The organism is Galbibacter mesophilus (assembly GCF_023721415.1).
Taxonomy (GTDB): Bacteria; Bacteroidota; Bacteroidia; order Flavobacteriales; family Flavobacteriaceae; genus Galbibacter; species Galbibacter mesophilus.
Genome location: NZ_JAMQVC010000002.1, coordinates 717,458 through 734,708, shown reverse-complemented (window position 1 = coordinate 734,708; position 17,251 = coordinate 717,458). Strand labels below are relative to the sequence as shown.

General features: G+C 37.1%; 13 protein-coding genes. 4 read left to right on the top strand and 9 right to left on the bottom strand.

The genetic code is table 11. The features are described from left to right. Positions 1-128: 128 nt before the first annotated feature. The 4 genes from NDQ75_RS09980 to NDQ75_RS09965 form a co-directional block, all read right to left on the bottom strand. Positions 129-1,361: a glycosyltransferase family 4 protein gene (locus tag NDQ75_RS09980; protein WP_202027333.1), complete on the bottom strand. Its 1,233-nt coding sequence runs from the start codon at positions 1,359-1,361 to the stop codon at positions 129-131. 8 nt (positions 1,362-1,369) lie between these two features. Then, on the bottom strand, positions 1,370-1,993 hold the full coding sequence (locus NDQ75_RS09975; protein ID WP_202027332.1) for an L-threonylcarbamoyladenylate synthase: 624 nt from the start codon (positions 1,991-1,993) through the stop codon (positions 1,370-1,372). Positions 1,994-2,228: 235 nt separating this feature from the next. After that, the gene (locus NDQ75_RS09970; RefSeq protein ID WP_202027331.1) at positions 2,229-4,559 is read right to left on the bottom strand and encodes an ATP-dependent helicase; all 2,331 of its coding nucleotides are present in this window, start codon (positions 4,557-4,559) and stop codon (positions 2,229-2,231) included. Positions 4,560-4,735: 176 nt separating this feature from the next. After that, the gene (locus NDQ75_RS09965; protein ID WP_202027330.1) at positions 4,736-5,836 is read right to left on the bottom strand and encodes an alginate lyase family protein; all 1,101 of its coding nucleotides are present in this window, start codon (positions 5,834-5,836) and stop codon (positions 4,736-4,738) included. Positions 5,837-6,233: 397 nt separating this feature from the next. Between NDQ75_RS09965 and NDQ75_RS09960 the strand changes: the two genes are divergently transcribed. From NDQ75_RS09960 to NDQ75_RS09950, 3 genes are read left to right on the top strand one after another with little or no spacing between them, the layout of a single operon-like run. Next, entirely contained in the window at positions 6,234-7,505 is a 1,272-nt protein-coding gene (locus tag NDQ75_RS09960) for an amidohydrolase (protein ID WP_202027329.1), read from the top strand. A 7-nt stretch (positions 7,506-7,512) separates the two neighbouring features. Further along, a complete protein-coding gene (locus tag NDQ75_RS09955; protein ID WP_202027328.1) occupies positions 7,513-9,108 on the top strand; it encodes an FMN-binding glutamate synthase family protein in 1,596 nt (531 codons plus the stop codon). Between the two features lie 10 nt (positions 9,109-9,118). Then, positions 9,119-9,637 carry a DUF7935 family protein gene (locus NDQ75_RS09950; protein ID WP_202027327.1) on the top strand — a complete coding sequence of 173 codons (519 nt, stop codon included), beginning with the start codon at positions 9,119-9,121 and terminating at the stop codon, positions 9,635-9,637. A 253-nt stretch (positions 9,638-9,890) separates the two neighbouring features. Here NDQ75_RS09950 and NDQ75_RS09945 read toward each other — a convergent pair whose 3' ends face one another. From NDQ75_RS09945 to NDQ75_RS09925, 5 genes are all read right to left on the bottom strand, one after another. Beyond that, positions 9,891-11,870: a protein-disulfide reductase DsbD family protein gene (locus tag NDQ75_RS09945; protein WP_202027326.1), complete on the bottom strand. Its 1,980-nt coding sequence runs from the start codon at positions 11,868-11,870 to the stop codon at positions 9,891-9,893. Then, complete coding sequence (tilS, locus tag NDQ75_RS09940; RefSeq protein WP_202027325.1) at positions 11,863-13,185, bottom strand: tRNA lysidine(34) synthetase TilS; 1,323 nt, start codon at positions 13,183-13,185, stop codon at positions 11,863-11,865. The genes NDQ75_RS09945 and tilS overlap by 8 nt, the downstream gene beginning before the upstream one ends. A 268-nt stretch (positions 13,186-13,453) precedes the next feature. Next, positions 13,454-14,410: a TerC family protein gene (locus tag NDQ75_RS09935; RefSeq protein ID WP_202027324.1), complete on the bottom strand. Its 957-nt coding sequence runs from the start codon at positions 14,408-14,410 to the stop codon at positions 13,454-13,456. 4 nt (positions 14,411-14,414) lie between these two features. After that, positions 14,415-14,909, bottom strand: coding sequence for a hydrolase (locus NDQ75_RS09930; RefSeq protein WP_202027323.1), 495 nt, complete (start codon positions 14,907-14,909; stop codon positions 14,415-14,417). A gap of 12 nt (positions 14,910-14,921) precedes the next feature. Further along, entirely contained in the window at positions 14,922-15,686 is a 765-nt protein-coding gene (locus NDQ75_RS09925) for an MBL fold metallo-hydrolase (protein ID WP_202027322.1), read from the bottom strand. Positions 15,687-15,772: 86 nt separating this feature from the next. Here NDQ75_RS09925 and NDQ75_RS09920 point away from each other — a divergent pair, with 86 nt between their 5' ends. Continuing rightward, positions 15,773-17,239 carry a TonB-dependent receptor gene (locus NDQ75_RS09920; RefSeq protein ID WP_202027321.1) on the top strand — a complete coding sequence of 489 codons (1,467 nt, stop codon included), beginning with the start codon at positions 15,773-15,775 and terminating at the stop codon, positions 17,237-17,239. Positions 17,240-17,251 lie beyond the last annotated feature (12 nt).

Genomic DNA, 17,251 nt, shown 5'->3' with positions numbered 1-17,251 from the left:
AATCAAGAGCGAAACAGTCAATGTGATGCGACTTCTCTCAACGTTGGAAGTAAATTAAATGTTGATGTCAAATAAAAAATAAAGAAACTAGAAACGAAACATTCAGCCTCCTACTTCCTGCATCAAAACTAGCTATTCTTGTTCTTCGCTTCAATCCACTTAGATAGGTATTTGCTGGCCTGTGTGGTTTGTTGTTGTAACATGCTCCCAATGAAATTTTCGGTTCGATGTTGTGCTAAATTATTTTGAAGTTCTTTTAATTTAGTTTTGAAGAATTGTTTGTGAACGGCAGCGTCAAAACGCATCTCTAGGATTCTATTTCCATTTTTTACGGCTTGACGAAATTCTTCTTCCGCAGTATATAAAGCCACGGCAGCATTGGCAAAATCTATCGGATTGTTAAAAATAAATCCGCTCCAATTAAACTCACCATTAATTCCCTCGGCCCCAACATCGGTGGTTACACTTGGTGTTCCCACTTGCATGGCTTCTATCAATTTACCTTTTAAGCCTGCCCCAAATCGTAATGGTGCCAGTAATATTCTTGATTTGCTAAGCTCTTTCTCCGCATTTTCTGCCCATCCATGTACTAAAAAACCTTCTTTTTCATTATGGAGATTGTATACTTTTTCAGTCGCATACGCCCCATAAATATTGAGTTTCGCTTTTGGCAATTGTTTTTTTATCAACGGCCAAACCGTTTCTTTAAGCGCTAAAGCGGCATCCCAATTGGGTTCGTGCAGAAAATTGCCGATAAAGATAAAATCTTCTTTGTCTTCAAACAAAATATTTGAAGAATTGCTTTTATCAATCATAAAAGGGAGATAGTGCAACAGCTCATCCGGAACCTTAAATGTGGATTTTAACAAATCCATTTCCACTTCAGAAATAATCAATGAAACATCACAACGATAAATACTCGCAAGTTCCCGTTGTGCCAATTCACTTTTTAGAAGCGAGGTTTCATCTACAGCGGACTTCCCTTTTAATGCTTTCTGCCGTTCCTTCCGAAGAAAATGAAGGTCTTCTGTATCCAATATTCGAATGGTTTCTGGACAATTTTCGGCCACGCGCCAACCAAATTGCTCCTCCATCATATATCGATCAAAAATTACAACGGCCGGATTCAATTCTTTTACAAATTCGTCAAAGGAATTATTGTTAAGCATTATCTCTTTCTGCTGAATGCCCTCTGATTCTATATCAAACATGTGGGTGCCCTTTTTTGCGGGAGAAGAAAACACCACTTCATAATCCTGCTCCTTAAAAAAGCGTAGCAACTGAAGCATTCTACTGCCAGCAGCGGAAGAATTGGGTTCTGGCCAAACATAGCCGATAAAAAGAGCTGTTTTTTTATACATTGGGCGAACTAAAGAACTTCATCTATATCCCCTTTTCCTTCACGAATAATTACAGGTTCGCTGCCCGAAAGGTCGATTACCGTGGAAGCTACATTATCTCCATAACCGCCATCAACTACAATATCTACCAATTTATCCCACTTCTCTAGAATCAATTCTGGGTCGGTCGTATATTCAATCACCTCGTCTTCATCACGAATGGAAGTAGATACGATAGGATTCCCCAACTCCCTCACCAAAGTACGGGCAATATTATTGTCTGGAATACGAATCCCGACGGTTTTTTTCTTTTTGAAATCCTTTGGTAGGCTATTATTTCCAGGAAGAATATAAGTATAAGGTCCTGGCAAGGTGCGTTTTAAAATTTTAAAGGTAGCTGTATCAATTTGGCGTATGTAATCCGATAAATTACTGAGGTCGGCACATATAAAGGAAAAATTAGCTTTATCCAGTTTCACCTCCTTGATTCTTGCAATTTTCTCCAACGCTTTCGAGTTGGTAATATCGCAGCCCAAACCATAAACGGTATCTGTTGGATAAATAACCAAACCACCGTCGCGCAACACATCCACTACCCTTTTTATTTCTTTCGGGTTCGGATTCTCATTGTAAATACGAATTAATTCTGCCATTTCTTTCTGGTTTTTAGGTGTTGGGTATTTGGTGTAGGGTTTTTTGGTTTTAAATTACATTTTTTTCTCTTTTCTACTGAATCTTGGGGCTCGAGCTTCCAGCTTCTGTCCTCCGTCTTCTGTCTCTTATTAATTAGGAGCAACATAAAGTTTCTATGACGGGCTTCGACAAGCTCAGCCTGACAGAAGGATTTATAAAAAAATAAGAACTAATTAACCCAACTATCAACTAAAACTAACCAATAACCTCAAGTTTTGCAAAGCGTAGCAATAGTTTTTTTATCCCTCCGGTATCGAAACGGATTTCAGCTTTTTTATCGTTTCCGACACCTTCCAAGCTTACAATTTCACCATTTCCAAACCTTGTATGCGAAACTTTACTGCCAATCACCAAATCTGCATCCAAATTTTGATTGTTGGTAGTCGTTTCCCCTAAATCGGGTTTGATTTTTCTAAGTTTCCTTAGTTTTTCTTCGGAAGGTTTATGCGAAGTTGGCGGTGTACCTGGCGTAGGCTTGCGTAGACGGAACTTACTTTTGTCCACCTCCCCGAAAATATCGGCATCAATCATCGGTTTGTAGCGATAATCACTATCCAACGGTGGCGTTAAATACTCTAAATATTTATCGTCGATTTCTTCAATAAAACGGCTTGGCTCAGCATCTATCAATTTTCCCCATCGGTAACGACTTTGTGTGTAAGTTAGGTACGCCTGTTTTTCTGCACGGGTAAGCGCTACATAAAACAATCTTCTTTCCTCTTCCAGCTCGCTACGTGTATTCATACTCATAGCCGATGGAAAAAGGTCTTCTTCCATACCCACAATAAAAACATAAGGGAATTCTAATCCTTTTGCCAAGTGGATGGTCATTAGCGCCACACGGTCATCATCACCGGTATCTTTGTCCAAGTCGGTTACCAGCGCGATGTCTTCCATAAATTCTGCCAAATCCCCTTTCGCATCTGCTACTTCCTTTTGCCCTTCAACAAAATCCTGAATACCGTTCAACAGTTCTTCCACATTTTCCATGCGAGCGATTCCTTCTGGTGTTCCATCCTTTTTGAACTCCATCAACAATCCAGTTTTCTTGGTAACATGCTCTGCCAGTACAAAAGCATCAGCAGTTTGATTGGTCACCTGAAAACTTTTAATCATGGTAACAAAATCCTCCAGTTTCCTTTTGGTACCCGAATTAATCTTAAGGTCGATTCTATCTAGGTTTTCCATGACTTCAAAAATGGAACGCTTAAAATGATTTGCGGCCACGGTTAATTTCTGAATCGTTGTTTGTCCTATTCCCCTTGCAGGATAATTTATAACCCTTACTAATGCTTCTTCATCTTTCGGATTAAGAATTAGGCGCAAATACGCCAAAACATCTTTAATTTCTTTTCTTTGATAAAATGATAATCCGCCATAAATACGGTACGGAATATCCTTTCTTCGTAATGCATCTTCAATGGAACGCGATTGGGAATTGGTACGGTACAACACCGCAAATTGACCGTCGGGAACCTGCTCCTGCATTTTAGTTTCAAAAATGGTAGATGCCACAAAACGTCCCTCTTCAGCATCGGTAACCGAGCGGTGTACTTTTATGAAATTTCCATCGTCGTTATCGGTCCAAACCACTTTATCGAGGCGGGTTTTATTTTTTTCAATAACCGAATTGGCAGCATTTACAATGTTTCTAGTGGAACGATAATTTTGTTCCAAGCGGTACATTTGCACATTATCATAATCCTTTTGGAAGTTCATAATGTTATTGATATTCGCCCCACGGAAAGCATATATACTTTGCGCATCGTCCCCTACCACACAAATATTTTGAAAACGGTCTGAAAGTGCTTTTACGATTAAGTATTGGGAATGGTTTGTATCTTGATACTCATCTACCAAAATATAACGAAAGCGGTCTTGGTATTTCGCTAAAACATCGGGGAAGCGGGTAAGAAGCTCATTTGTTTTCAGCAATAAATCATCAAAATCCATAGCGCCTGCTTTAAAACAGCGCTCACAATATGCATTGTAAATCTCCCCTAGCCTCGGCCGTTTTGCCATGGCATCGGCTTCCATAAGTTCTGGATTATTGAAATACGCCTTAACCGTAATTAAGCTATTTTTATAGGAAGAGATTCTGTTTTGTACTTGCTTGTATTTATAAACGTCTTTATCTAACCCCATTTCTTTGATAATGGAATTAATAAGCCGTTGTGAATCTTGCGTATCGTAAATGGTAAAATTGTTGGGATAGCCCAGTTTGTCGGATTCAATCCTAAGAATTTTAGCAAAAACGGAGTGAAAAGTACCCATCCAAAGGTTTTTGGCTTCGCTGTTCCCAACGATACTGGCGATACGTTTCTTCATTTCCCTCGCGGCCTTGTTGGTAAACGTAAGTGCCAAAATATTAAACGCATCTACCCCTTGGTTCATCAAATAGGCAATCCTGTAGGTTAATACACGGGTTTTTCCCGAACCTGCTCCAGCGATTACCATTAATGCCCCATCCTTATGCAACACAGGTGCGCGCTGTGCTTCATTTAATTCCGCTAAATAATTTTCCAAAGTAAATCCTGTTTTTCTTTTCAATTAAGCAATGACTCGATGAGCTATTGCTTGTTACCAAGTAAAATAGTGCAATTTATTTTAGCGTGCAAGTTAGTTATAAAAGCATAGTTTTTAAACTGAAGAAACCAGTTTTTATAAACAGTCATTCATCTACCTGAATGAAGTTTGCTTTTTTACTCCGATAGCCCGGAACGAATAAGCGGACTATTAAAAAAGGCCTCTACATTACAAATGTAACAGGTGCCACACCCACAGATATATTTAAAAAGCTCTGGTTGATAATACACGGCCCAATTCAGCATAGGAATGGCATCTTTTGGATCGTACAGTTTTCCCGTTTTATATTCTTCCAATCCCGCTTTGGCTTTCTGTTTATCCAACTCAACAGTGGTATTCACCCATTCACGATGTTTTCTCTCTCCAGCCAGGTAAGGCTTCATAAAGTTGATCGCCTTTTCAATAGATGTGCCTTCTTCATCTTCATATGAATACTGATTAAATCGCTGATCAAATTTTTGAAGATTGATAAACATATCCAGCAATGGCTCAATTCCGCTGCTATGATAATGCATGGCATCCCGAGTTTTTAAATCGTTGCTGGTTCCGTCAGGAAAATAAGCGGAAGAAATATATTCTTTAATGCCCTCGAGAGCGAACAATTTTAAGGATTCATCGTTTATTACGCAGCCAATAATTCCGATAATTTTTAAACGTTTGGATTGCCAATTGTTGTTGGGTGTGCTCTTTCTATTCACTTGTTTCTTGGCAATGGATTGCATCCAGGTGGTTACAATTGCTTTTTCTTCGGAAGAAAACTTTGATTTATGCAAGGCGTATCCCCAAAATAAAGGTGTTAACTTATTCTCGTTAATAGGATTGCCACTGGCTTTGTAAGTATTTGCCCAAGCCAACACAATTTCTTTAATTTTATCGGAATAAACTGTTTTGTTAGAACCATACTCGGCATAAATTAAATCAACCGTTTTGTTGGCATCCAGCAAACTTTCAATAGATTTTATCCTGTCGGGATCGGTTTCCAATAATCCTTCGTAAGTAATAATAGACAAAGGTTTTGGAGCTATTTTCAAATGAGTGTCCGCCAAAGTCTGCAAACTATCATGAATAAAAGCAACTTCTCGGTTTTTTTTGATAAGGCTTTGATAGCGGCTCTGCTCGACTTCATCCAATACCACTACTCCAGTGTTAATTTGTGCTTGACTACAAATACTAATAAATAGTACAGCTATAAAGCTTTTGATCTTAGGTGATTTCACAAAAATGTAATTTAGGTTGGTGCGACCAATTTACTAAACTAATACCGATAATATGAAAAATGAAATTACATATTTAGCAACTATATTACTTCTAGATAAAACACGATACTTTAAAAATAGATTATAATTTATATTTAAATGATAATAATTTTGTAATATTGTGTAGGAAAAGTTAACCTATTCATGTCTGAATCATGATTTAAGATTGTTTCAAAGAGTGTTTTCAGATTTACAAATAACAAAAAATGAAATTACAACAAAACTATTTGTCGTAAATAAACATCATTGTTATTCAATGTTTAATAGTTTCCTATTATCCGAAAAGCAAGAAAATCAATATATTTACTAAAGAGTGAAAAACCTTACTGTTAACATATCCACCGTTAAATATATTGAAATGAATAGACTTTACTTATTAGCATTTTTAGTTTGTATAGCTACTGAAATTTACGCTCAGAATAGCGTTGAAAAGGATATTGCGGCTATTGAAGACGACGTGATTGAATGGAGAAGGGATTTTCACCAATATCCAGAGTTATCCAATCGGGAGTTTAAAACTTCAGAAAAAATCGCAAAGCATTTAAATAAACTCGGACTTGAAGTTACAACGGGAGTTGCCAAAACAGGCGTAATTGGCATTCTAAAAGGAAAAAAGCCGGGAAAAGTAATTGCATTACGTGCCGATATTGATGCACTACCAGTTACCGAAAGAAACGATCTCCCCTTTAAATCGGAAGTTACAACCACATTTCTTGGAGAGGAAACGGGTGTTATGCACGCTTGTGGCCACGATACACACACTGCAATTTTAATGGGCGTTGCAGAAGTTTTAAGTAAGAATAACGATTTTGCAGGAACGGTTAAATTCATTTTCCAACCCGCTGAGGAAGGTCCGCCACCTGGAGAAGAAGGCGGCGCTAAACTTATGATAAAAGAAGGCGTCTTGGAAAATCCAAAAGTAGATGCCATTTTTGGGTTGCACATAAACTCCTCCACTCCGGTAGGTACGATTCGTTATAAGCCAGGCGGTACCATGGCTGCTGTAGAACGATTTGTTATTGACGTAAAAGGCAAACAAACGCATGGTTCTGCACCATGGAGCGGTGTAGATCCAGTTCTTATTTCTGCTAAAATCATTGATGGACTTCAAACCATCATCAGTCGGGAAGCACCTTTGGTAGATGAAGCTGCGGTGATAACTGTAGGAAAAATAACTAGTGGTGTTCGCTTTAATATTATTCCTGAAAGCGCGCAAATGACTGGAACGGTTAGAACATTGGATCCACAAATGCGTGAGTTAATTCTAAATAGAATGAAAGAAATGGTTCCAACCATCGCAAAAGCGTATGGCGGAGAGGCAACGATAGAAATTGAAAATTTTACAGCCATTACTTATAACGATGAGGAACTGGTGGCGCAAATGCTCCCATCTCTTGAAAAGGTAGCAGGAAAAGAACAGGTTGAGTTAGTGAAAGCTACTACGGGAGGTGAAGATTTCTCCTTTTTTCAGGAGAAAGTGCCTGGATTTTATTTTTTTCTGGGTGGAATGCCTAAAAACTCCAAAGAGCCTGCACCGCACCATACCCCAGATTTTTACATCGATGAAAGCGGGATGTTATTGGGAGTAAAAGCGTTTACACAAATAGTTTATGATTATTTAGGACAATAATTTTTATATGATAGATTTTTTATTGAATATCGATTGGTGGGTATGGATACTTATCATTCTTGTAGCAATTGCCATTAGAGATGTTTTTTTCAACAAAAAACATATTATCACGCATAACTTTCCAGTAGTTGGACACATTCGGTACTTATTGGAAAGTATCGGTCCAGAGCTTCGACAATACATCGTTGCCAACAATCGAGAAGAATTACCTTTTAATCGCATTGAAAGGGGATGGATTTATGCTTCTGCCAAGAACGAAAACAATTACGAAGGTTTTGGAACGGATAGAGATATCCATGAATCCCATTACGTTTTTATCAACAATGCGATGATGCCCTACAAAGTAAAAATGGATCATCCAAATGCAAGTGATCCCTATTTTTTACCCTGTGCTAAACTTATCGGCGGTTACAACAAGCGGAAAAGACCTTATCGTCCGGCCTCTATTATAAACGTATCTGCCATGAGTTTCGGTTCGCTTTCAGCAAGGGCTGTGGAATCTATGAATAAAGGATGTTATTTATCCCATGCCTATCATAATACTGGAGAAGGCGGACTTTCTCCTTATCATAAAAAAGGCGCGGATGTGGTATTCCATATCGGAACTGGTTATTTTGGTGTACGCGATGATAATGGTAACTTTTCCATGCAAAAATTGAAAGAGCTTGTTGCTGAATATCCACAAATTAGAGCTATTGAAATAAAACTCTCCCAAGGAGCAAAGCCAGGAAAAGGTGGTGTATTGCCTGCTTCTAAAATCACCAAAGAGATTTCTGAAATTCGCCATGTTCCTATGGGAAAAGATGTACTTTCTCCTCCCAATCACTCTGCGTTCTCGAACGTTACAGAAATGGTGGCATTTATTGAAGATATTGCCAAAGAAACCGGACTTCCAGTAGGCATTAAGGCAGCCATCGGTAAATTGGATCAATGGAAAGAATTGGCTGCAATTATGAAGAGAACAAACAAAGGCCCTGATTTCATTACTGTAGATGGTGGTGAAGGTGGTACCGGTGCGGCTCCACCGAGTTTCGCAGATCATGTTTCTTTGCCTTGGGTGTACTCTTTCAGCGATTTATACCGCGTATTTAAAGATGCTGAAATTACAGATAGAATTGTATTTATTGGAAGCGGGAAATTAGGTTTTCCATCTAAAGCTGCCATGGCATTTGCTATGGGCGCGGATTTGGTTAATGTTGCTCGTGAAGCGATGCTTAGTATTGGTTGTATTCAGGCAAAAGTATGTCACAATAATACCTGTCCGAGTGGAGTGGCTACTCAAAATAAATGGTTACAAGCCGGAATAAATATTGAGGATAAAGCTGAACGGGTAAGTTATTATTTTAAAAATTTCAAAAAAGAACTTATCGAAATAACCCATGCTTGCGGTTACGAACATCCTTCTCAATTAACCATGGAAGATGTAGATATTAATTTAGGTGATAAAAGTTTAACCCAACCCTTGGCAAATGTGTATGGATATAATAAAGTGGAAGTTCCTTTTAACGGAACAGAAAGTTTATTAAATTGCCCTCACCTTGGTGGACATTACACCACGAAAGGTGCCATAGACAAATTTAAACACAAACAAATACGCTATTAACTAAAACCTAATGGACCAATTTAACATTATTGAGTTACTGTTTTTTATTCTCCCAGCAGTAATTACGGGAGCTATTGCTTATTATTTTTTCAATTTGCATACCAAGAATGAAGAAGGACGTAGACGTTTTTTACTTCATAAGGAAATGGACAAGAATACCGTTCCTATTCGATTACAAGCCTACGAAAGAATGGCACTCTTCTTGGAACGCATCAATCCATCCAAATTATTAATAAGAATTGCTCCTGAAAATGCCGATAAAGACTTGTATGAAGCACAGTTGATAGCTACCATTGAAAGTGAGTTTGACCATAATTTAGCGCAGCAGATTTATATATCCGATGAATGTTGGAACGTTATTAAAGCTGCCAAAAACGCTACTATACAAATTATAAGAAAAGCAAGCATGAATGCTGAAGACGCAGGAAAACTTAGAGAAGAAGTGCTGAATAATTTTTTAGAAAAGCAACCTCCCTCCTATGCCGCTTTGGGATACATAAAGAAAGAGATTCGAGATTTGTTTAGTTAATCCTTATTTCTACGTTTTATAAATTGAAATAATGAGATTATAAAAAGTACTAGTAAAATGGGAAGTATGATAATCAAATCTACGCGAATTATCGCTCCAGATTGATTTAGTGCCCACCTTTGCACTAATATTTCCCAAATAATATAGGCAGCAAAGCAAATAATGGTAATAAACTGTATTTTGGTAAGTTTCATCTGTAAGCAATAATAAAATTATCTATTTACAATTTAGCTATTTAAAATTAACCTTTAACTTACTGAAAGCTAAAGTTATATTTTTTATAGTTTTCCAAACCTTCTTTTAACCAATTGTAATAAGCAATAGCTTCAGTATATTGCTGTGGTTTATTAAGAATTTCCAACTCAGGAGACATTAAAATATAATAAGGCTGAGAGGCTGTTTCAAAATTAATGGTTTGAAAGGTTGCCCATTTATCACCGATGGTTTTAATAGACTTTATCCTTCCGTTAGGTAATTTATAATTAAATTGATTTTCTTTGGGCAAATCTTTTCTATCATCAACGTACAGCGAAATAAGGACATATTCGTCGTTCAGCAAAGAAAAAATTTCGGGTTCGCTCCATACGTTTTCTTCCATTTTCCTACAGTTAACGCAGGCCCAACCTGTAAAATCCAATAAAATAGGCTTATCATTTTTCTTAGCATAGGCAAGTCCTTCCTCAAAATCCTTAAAGCAAGTTAGTCCCAACGGACAATCACTTTCCTGTGGATAAACACTATAAAACACAGGCGGTGGAAATCCGCTCAAGAGTTTCAAATTAGATTCTTTTGATTTCTGTAAGCCCGGAATTAAATAAATTACAAATCCGATGATAGCTACGCCAAAAATAGCGCGATAAAAGCTTATTTTTTTCTTGGGACCGTCATGTGGAAAACGAATGATTCCAAACACATACAGCGCCATAAGCACGCCAATCACAATCCAAATACCTATAAAAATTTCTCTTTTTAAGATTCCCCAATGCTCTACCAAATCGGCATTGGATAAGAATTTAAATGCCAATGCTAACTCAAGGAAACCTAAAATTACTTTGGTCGTATTCATCCACCCACCAGATTTTGGTAGTGATTTCAACATGTTTGGGAATAAGGCAAACAACGCAAATGGCAGAGCAAGTGCCACACCAAAACCTGTCATTCCCACAGTTAACTGCATAGCACCACCATCATTAGAGAGTGATCCTGCCAAAAGGGATCCAAGAATTGGTCCTGTACAGGAAAAAGAAACTATAGCTAGCGTTAACGCCATAAAAAAGATTCCTATGAGTCCGCCAGAACCTGAAGCTGCATCCATTTTATTACCCCAAGATGCCGGAAGGGTAAGCTCATAATATCCAAAAAACGAAAAAGCAAAAAAGACGAAAATCAAAAAGAAAATCACATTTAACCAAACATTGGTAGAAATATTATTAAGGATTTCGGGAGCAATGGAATCCAAAAAGTGAAAAGGCACACTCAACGCCATATAAATTCCGATGATAAATACTCCGTAAAGAATGGCATTGGAGACACCTTTCTTTTTATTACTGGACTGTTTCGTGAAAAATGAAACCGTGAGTGGAATCATAGGAAAAACACAAGGCGTTAAAAGGGCAATTAAGCCTCCCAAAAAGCCAAGGATAAATAAGCTAAAAAGATCACGTTCTTTGCTAACCTCACTCCCTTGAACCTCTTTCAATAATTCTTTATTTTTAAGAGGTAAAGCAAGTTCTTTTGCTAGATTTACACTTTTTTGATCTACTTTTTTATCACCAAATACGACTTCACTTCCGTCGAGGGAAAAACCTAAATCGTTATCCGCAAAGATGCAGCGTTCGTCATCACATGCTTGATATTCTACAAATCCTATGATAGATTTCCGATTGGGATCGGTTACTTTTACGAGCTGGGTAAACGTTACATCACCATCAAAATAAGACAATTCTTCCTCGAAAATGGGATCAAGTTCCGTTATCGGTGTTTCCTCTACCGTATTCCCAAGTAATTGAAATCCATCGCCCTTAAAGGTGAAAACGGTCGGAATTATAGAAGCCTCTTCGCCAAGTGGCTGATTTTGCGCATACAAATGCCAATTTTCAATAATACTGGCATGAATCAAAAGTTTATATTCCGTTTCCGAGACTTTTTCCACGGAAGTTTTCCATTGTACCGCATCTTGGGCTTGGGAGAAAAAAGTTACTAGTAATAAAAGAACCGGTAGAAATTTACGCATCAAGGCATTCAATTTTTAAAATTTGCTTTGTTTTATCGGTTACTTTAAAACGATTGTCTGGCCGCTTGCCTACAATCCAAATAATTACATCATCAGCATTGCAAAGTAACCATTGATTTTCCTTGGAAAGCAATGAGAATTTTTCATCTTTAAAAAACTTGCTCAATTTTTTCTTTCCTTGCATTCCGAAAGGGTAAAAATAGTCACCATTTTGCCATTTCCTCAGCTTTAAGGGAAACTTTAACTTTTCTTTATCAAGGTAAGTTATTTGTCGGCTTTCGTCTTCAATTTTGTCTATTAACTCTATCGACAAACGGATTGGCGAAGACAATTCCTTTTCATCTTCAGAAATAAAAAAAACTGATGTTGTTGACTTTTGTTCAGCTACCAATGACGCTAACAGTAATTTGTTTCGGTCCTTTAGCAACCGATGCGTTTTGGAGAACAGTTGTTTACCACTTTGTGCATCTAAAACTAAAATGAGGTCGTTAGTATCTGCAAAACCGTACGGACTAAATAAGTAAAACAGAAAGGATTCCAATGGGTATAATTTTTGGAGTTCTTCGATTGGAATATGAATTTCTTCTTGCTGGTACTTGAAGATAGAAGCTCTTACTTCTTCCACGTGGTTTTTTAAAATTTCTGAAGCACCTTTTAGGTTCTGTACGGTTTTACGGAAGTTCTGCAATACCTCTGGATTGATTTCTTTTAACTTCGGAATAACATCGTGCCTAATTTTGTTTCGCAAATACTTAGTTTCGGCATTGCTTTCGTCTTCGCGCCAAGCAATATCTTTTTGGAGGGCATACTGAAAAATTTCGTCCCGTGAGAAAGGAAGCATTGGCCTAACAATGTAATTATTCATGGTAGGTATTCCTGTTAACCCATCTATTCCCGTTCCTCTTGTAAGGTTGATTAAAAAAGTTTCTAAGTTATCGTCTGCGTGATGACCGGTTAATAAGTAATCAAATTGCAACAACTTCTTTTGTTCTTCAAACCATTTATAACGTAGCTCCCTCGCAGCAATTTGTGTTGAAACCTTGTTCTTTTCAGCGTAGGTGTTCGTATCGAAATCCGTAGCATAAAAAGGTATTTTTTCTTTTTCAAGATACTGCTGAAGAAATTGTTTATCACGGTCGCTTTCTTCTCCCCTCAACTGAAAATTGCAGTGCAGCACACAAATATTTATCTCCAATTGTTGGCATAAATGGGTAAGCACCATACTATCAATTCCACCACTGGAAGCAATCGCTATTTTCGATTCGAAGAAAAATGGAAACTTCCGCTCAATATGTGTTCTAAACTTTTCCAGCATACCGCAAAGATAAGGAGGAATTCTTAGTTATATTTTGATTGAAAAAAAGATGGTAAAAGCAAGTAATTATTTTCCTGAATCCAGAAAGTATAAGAAATCAAGGCAGTTTATGAGAGCAATTTAAAGTCCCATAGTAGACTTCGACATACTGAAGCAACGTTCAGCACAGGAGCTCAGTCTGAAATTAGCATTCTTCATCCTAAACAATAAACTAATTTAAAAAAACTATTAATATATGTTATTTTAAATCAGATTATACTACCAAAAATTACTGTTCCTCCAGCACTTCTTTCTTTTCCTGGTAAAGTGAAAATAATACCCCAGCCCCAAGTGAAAGTCCGATTACCGACAACGAAAGCCACTCCGGAATTTCAATATGGTGCGACAATATCATTTTTACACCTACATAACTAAGAATAACCACCAAACTGTATTTAAGGTATCCAAAGCGCTCCAGCATGTTGGCCAAAAAGAAATACATGGATCGAAGTCCCAAAATGGCCATAATGTTCGAACTGAACACTAGGAAAGGATCTGATGTAATAGCTAGAATGGCCGGAATACTATCTAACGCAAAGAGAATATCGGTGAATTCTATAATAATAAGTGCAATAAATAAAGGCGTAGCAACTGTTAAGTGCTTCTTTTTTATAAAAAAATGTTCGCTATTGATGACAGGAGTTATCGGGATGAATTTTCTAATGGTTTTGTACACAAAAGAATCTCTTGGATCGTAGTTTTCATCGTCTTTTTCAAAAGCCATTTTAATACCCGTGTAGATTAAGAAAGCCCCGAATACGTAAATAATCCAATCGAACTTTTTAATAAGGAAAACACCAAATAGTATCATCAAGGCCCTAAAAACAATCGCTCCTATAATTCCCCAAAATAAAACACGGTGTTGATACATTTTAGGAATTCTAAAAGAGGTAAAAATAACCGCAATCACAAAAATGTTATCGATACTTAGTGAAAGTTCTATTAAATAACCTGTTATGTACTTCAGTAGCGCTTTAGTTGGTGTAAGACCATCTGGATTATCAACCCATCCATGCTTAAAAATGAAAAAGATTACTAAGGAAAATAGCAAGGCTGTACTCACCCAAATGGCTGTCCACACACTCGCTTCCTTATTGGTTATCTCGTGTGGATTTTTATTGAAAATCCCTAAATCTATCGCTAAAAAAATAACAATTAATGTTATAAAAGATATCCAAACTATCATACAATTAACTTCTGGTATATAATAAATGATCTAACAACGTGAAATCTACACTTAAATCTTCTTTAAGCTCGTATTTTATAAAAATCTCTCCCCAATGCTTTCCATCAGAGAAATCGGCGATAATCCATTTGTGATTAAGCACCTTAATTTTATTTATTTTCATGGGTGCCCCAGACATGCCATCGTAAGGAACTAATGGGTTATTACCCTTATGTTCGTTGGTTTCCAATAATTTATCGGCGATGTAACGTGCAGGGTTATTAATTTCATAATCGTAATAATACGCAAGGGCATCGTCGTTATTTTCCAAAGAAAAATATTGAAGGTCTAATTTGTCTAAGGTCAACGTTTTAATGGAATCGCCTAATCTTTCATTTTCAGCTTCTAAATTCTCAATTTTTACAGTTTCTTTTTCAAAATATTTTTTCGAGCTTACATATTGATATATAATGTACAATACAGCAAAGAAAAATAGGTACATGAAAATGTTTCTCTTCATAATGAGGGCATTTTAAATTTCAACAATTAAATTATCATAAGCAATATAAACATTTGCCGGTAATTCTTTTTGGGCTTCTTCATGAAAACCCATCATCGGACTAATATGTGTTAGAAAGGCTTTTTTAGGAGCCACTTCTTCAATAAAAGCCAATGCCTCTTCCACATTAAAATGGGAATGATGTGGTTCTTTCCGCAAGGCATTCACCACCAAAATCTCTGTCCCCTTTAGTTTTTCAATTTCTTCAAGAGCAATTTTTTTTACATCTGTGAGGTACACAAACTTATCAAATCGAAACCCAAATACCTGCAACCTGTTGTGAAATGCATTTATTGGGACCACTTCCAAATTTCCTAGTGAAATCGGCACATTATTTTCAATTATATTTTCTTGAACGGCTGGCGCCCCGGGGTAACGATCTTTTGTCGCAAAAATATAGTCGAACTTTATCTTTAAAGATTCCAGCACTCTTTTATGACCGTAAATGGGAATATCCCCTTGACGGAAGAAAAAAGGACGAATATCGTCTAATCCCATGATGTGATCTGCATGTTCGTGCGTAAATAAAATACCATCTATTTTTTTTACATCATGCGTAAGCATTTGCTGTCTAAAATCGGGGCCACAATCTATAATGTACCTAAAACCGTCCCATTCTACCATTACAGAAACCCGTAAACGCTTGTCTTTAGAATCACTGCTTTTGGAAACTGGATCGTTGCTTCCAATTATAGGAATTCCTTGAGAAGTACCTGTACCGAGAAATGTTACCTTCAAACTGCTAAATTTTTTATCAAATTTATCATTATTATTCCGAATAGCTTCATGAAACTTTTTAACTTTGTACTAAATTAAAAGCTGCAATGACATTAGTTTTAAAAGGGGATAAGAACTTTGAGAATGTTCCTTCGCTTAAATCCAAAGCGTTACGAATAAATTTGAATGAAGATATCTATGGAACATTTGCAGAAATAGGCGCAGGTCAAGAAACCGTTAGACACTTTTTTAGGTCTGGTGGAGCTTCAGGGACCATCGCAAAAGCCATGAGTGCTTACGACAAAAGTTTTAGCGACGCCATTTACGGAGTGGAAGACGATGGACGATATGTAACGGAAGCCCGATTAAAAAAAATGTTATCACACGAAATGCGTTTAATGGAAGAGCGCATCCCTCGTGATGAAAATCCGAATAAAATTTTCTTTTCTTACGCAAATACCGTAGCTACGATTGATTTTGCTAAGAAGTTTAAAGGTCACGGTTGGCTGGGAATTCGTTTTCAACTGGATCCAAATGAAGATTACAACGAGATTATTCTGCATATTCGTTTTAAACAAACGGAAGCCCGCTTGCAACAAGAAACGTTGGGGATTGTTGGGGTAAATCTTATTTATGGAGCATTTTACAAGCACCACAAACCGAAAAAACTTTTAAAATACTTATACGACCATATCGATAACGATACTATTGAAATTGATACCATTAATTTCTCTGGTCCACGTTTTGAAGAGGTTGACAACCGATTAATGAGCTTACAGCTTGTTAAGAACGGAATGACAGACGCCGTAATGTTTGGTCCAGATGGCAATAACATCCTTCCGGCAGCGATTCTTTACAAAAAGAACATCTTGGCTCTTAGAGGTAGTTTTAGACCGGTAACCATGGTGAATATGGACATGTACAAAAAATCGTACGACATATTTATTCGGGAAAACAAAGTAGATGTTGATAATACAGTGGTTGTTTTTGAAATTACCCTTTCCAACCTTCGTGCAGAAGGGGAAATTGACGAAGAAGACTTCATGGACCGTGCAAAACTGCTTTGTTCACTCGGCCAAACGGTAATGATTTCCAATTTCCAGGAATATTATAAACTCGTTGAATACTTCTCTGAATATTCTAAAGAGCGTATGGCGCTTACCATGGGTGTTAACAATTTAGTGGATATTTTTGATGAAAAATATTATCGCCATTTAAGTGGAGGAATCTTGGAAGCCTTCGGAAAACTATTCTACAAGGATTTAAAAGTGTACCTCTACCCTATGATCGATCAGGAAACTGGCTTAACTACAACCAGCAACAACTTAAAGGTTCATCCGCGTATGAAAGAGCTTTATAAGTTCTTCAAATACAACGGTAAAGTGGTTGATATTTTTGACTATGATGATCAGATTTTGGACATTTTCTCTAGAGAAGTATTAAAAATGATTGCTGAAGGCGAAGATGGATGGGAAAAAATGCTTCCAAAAGGGATTGCTGAATTGATTAAAGAAAAAGGTCTTTTCGATTATAAGCCAAAGAAAGAACTTAAGGCGAAGGAGAAGCAGGAATAAAGATTCGCTATT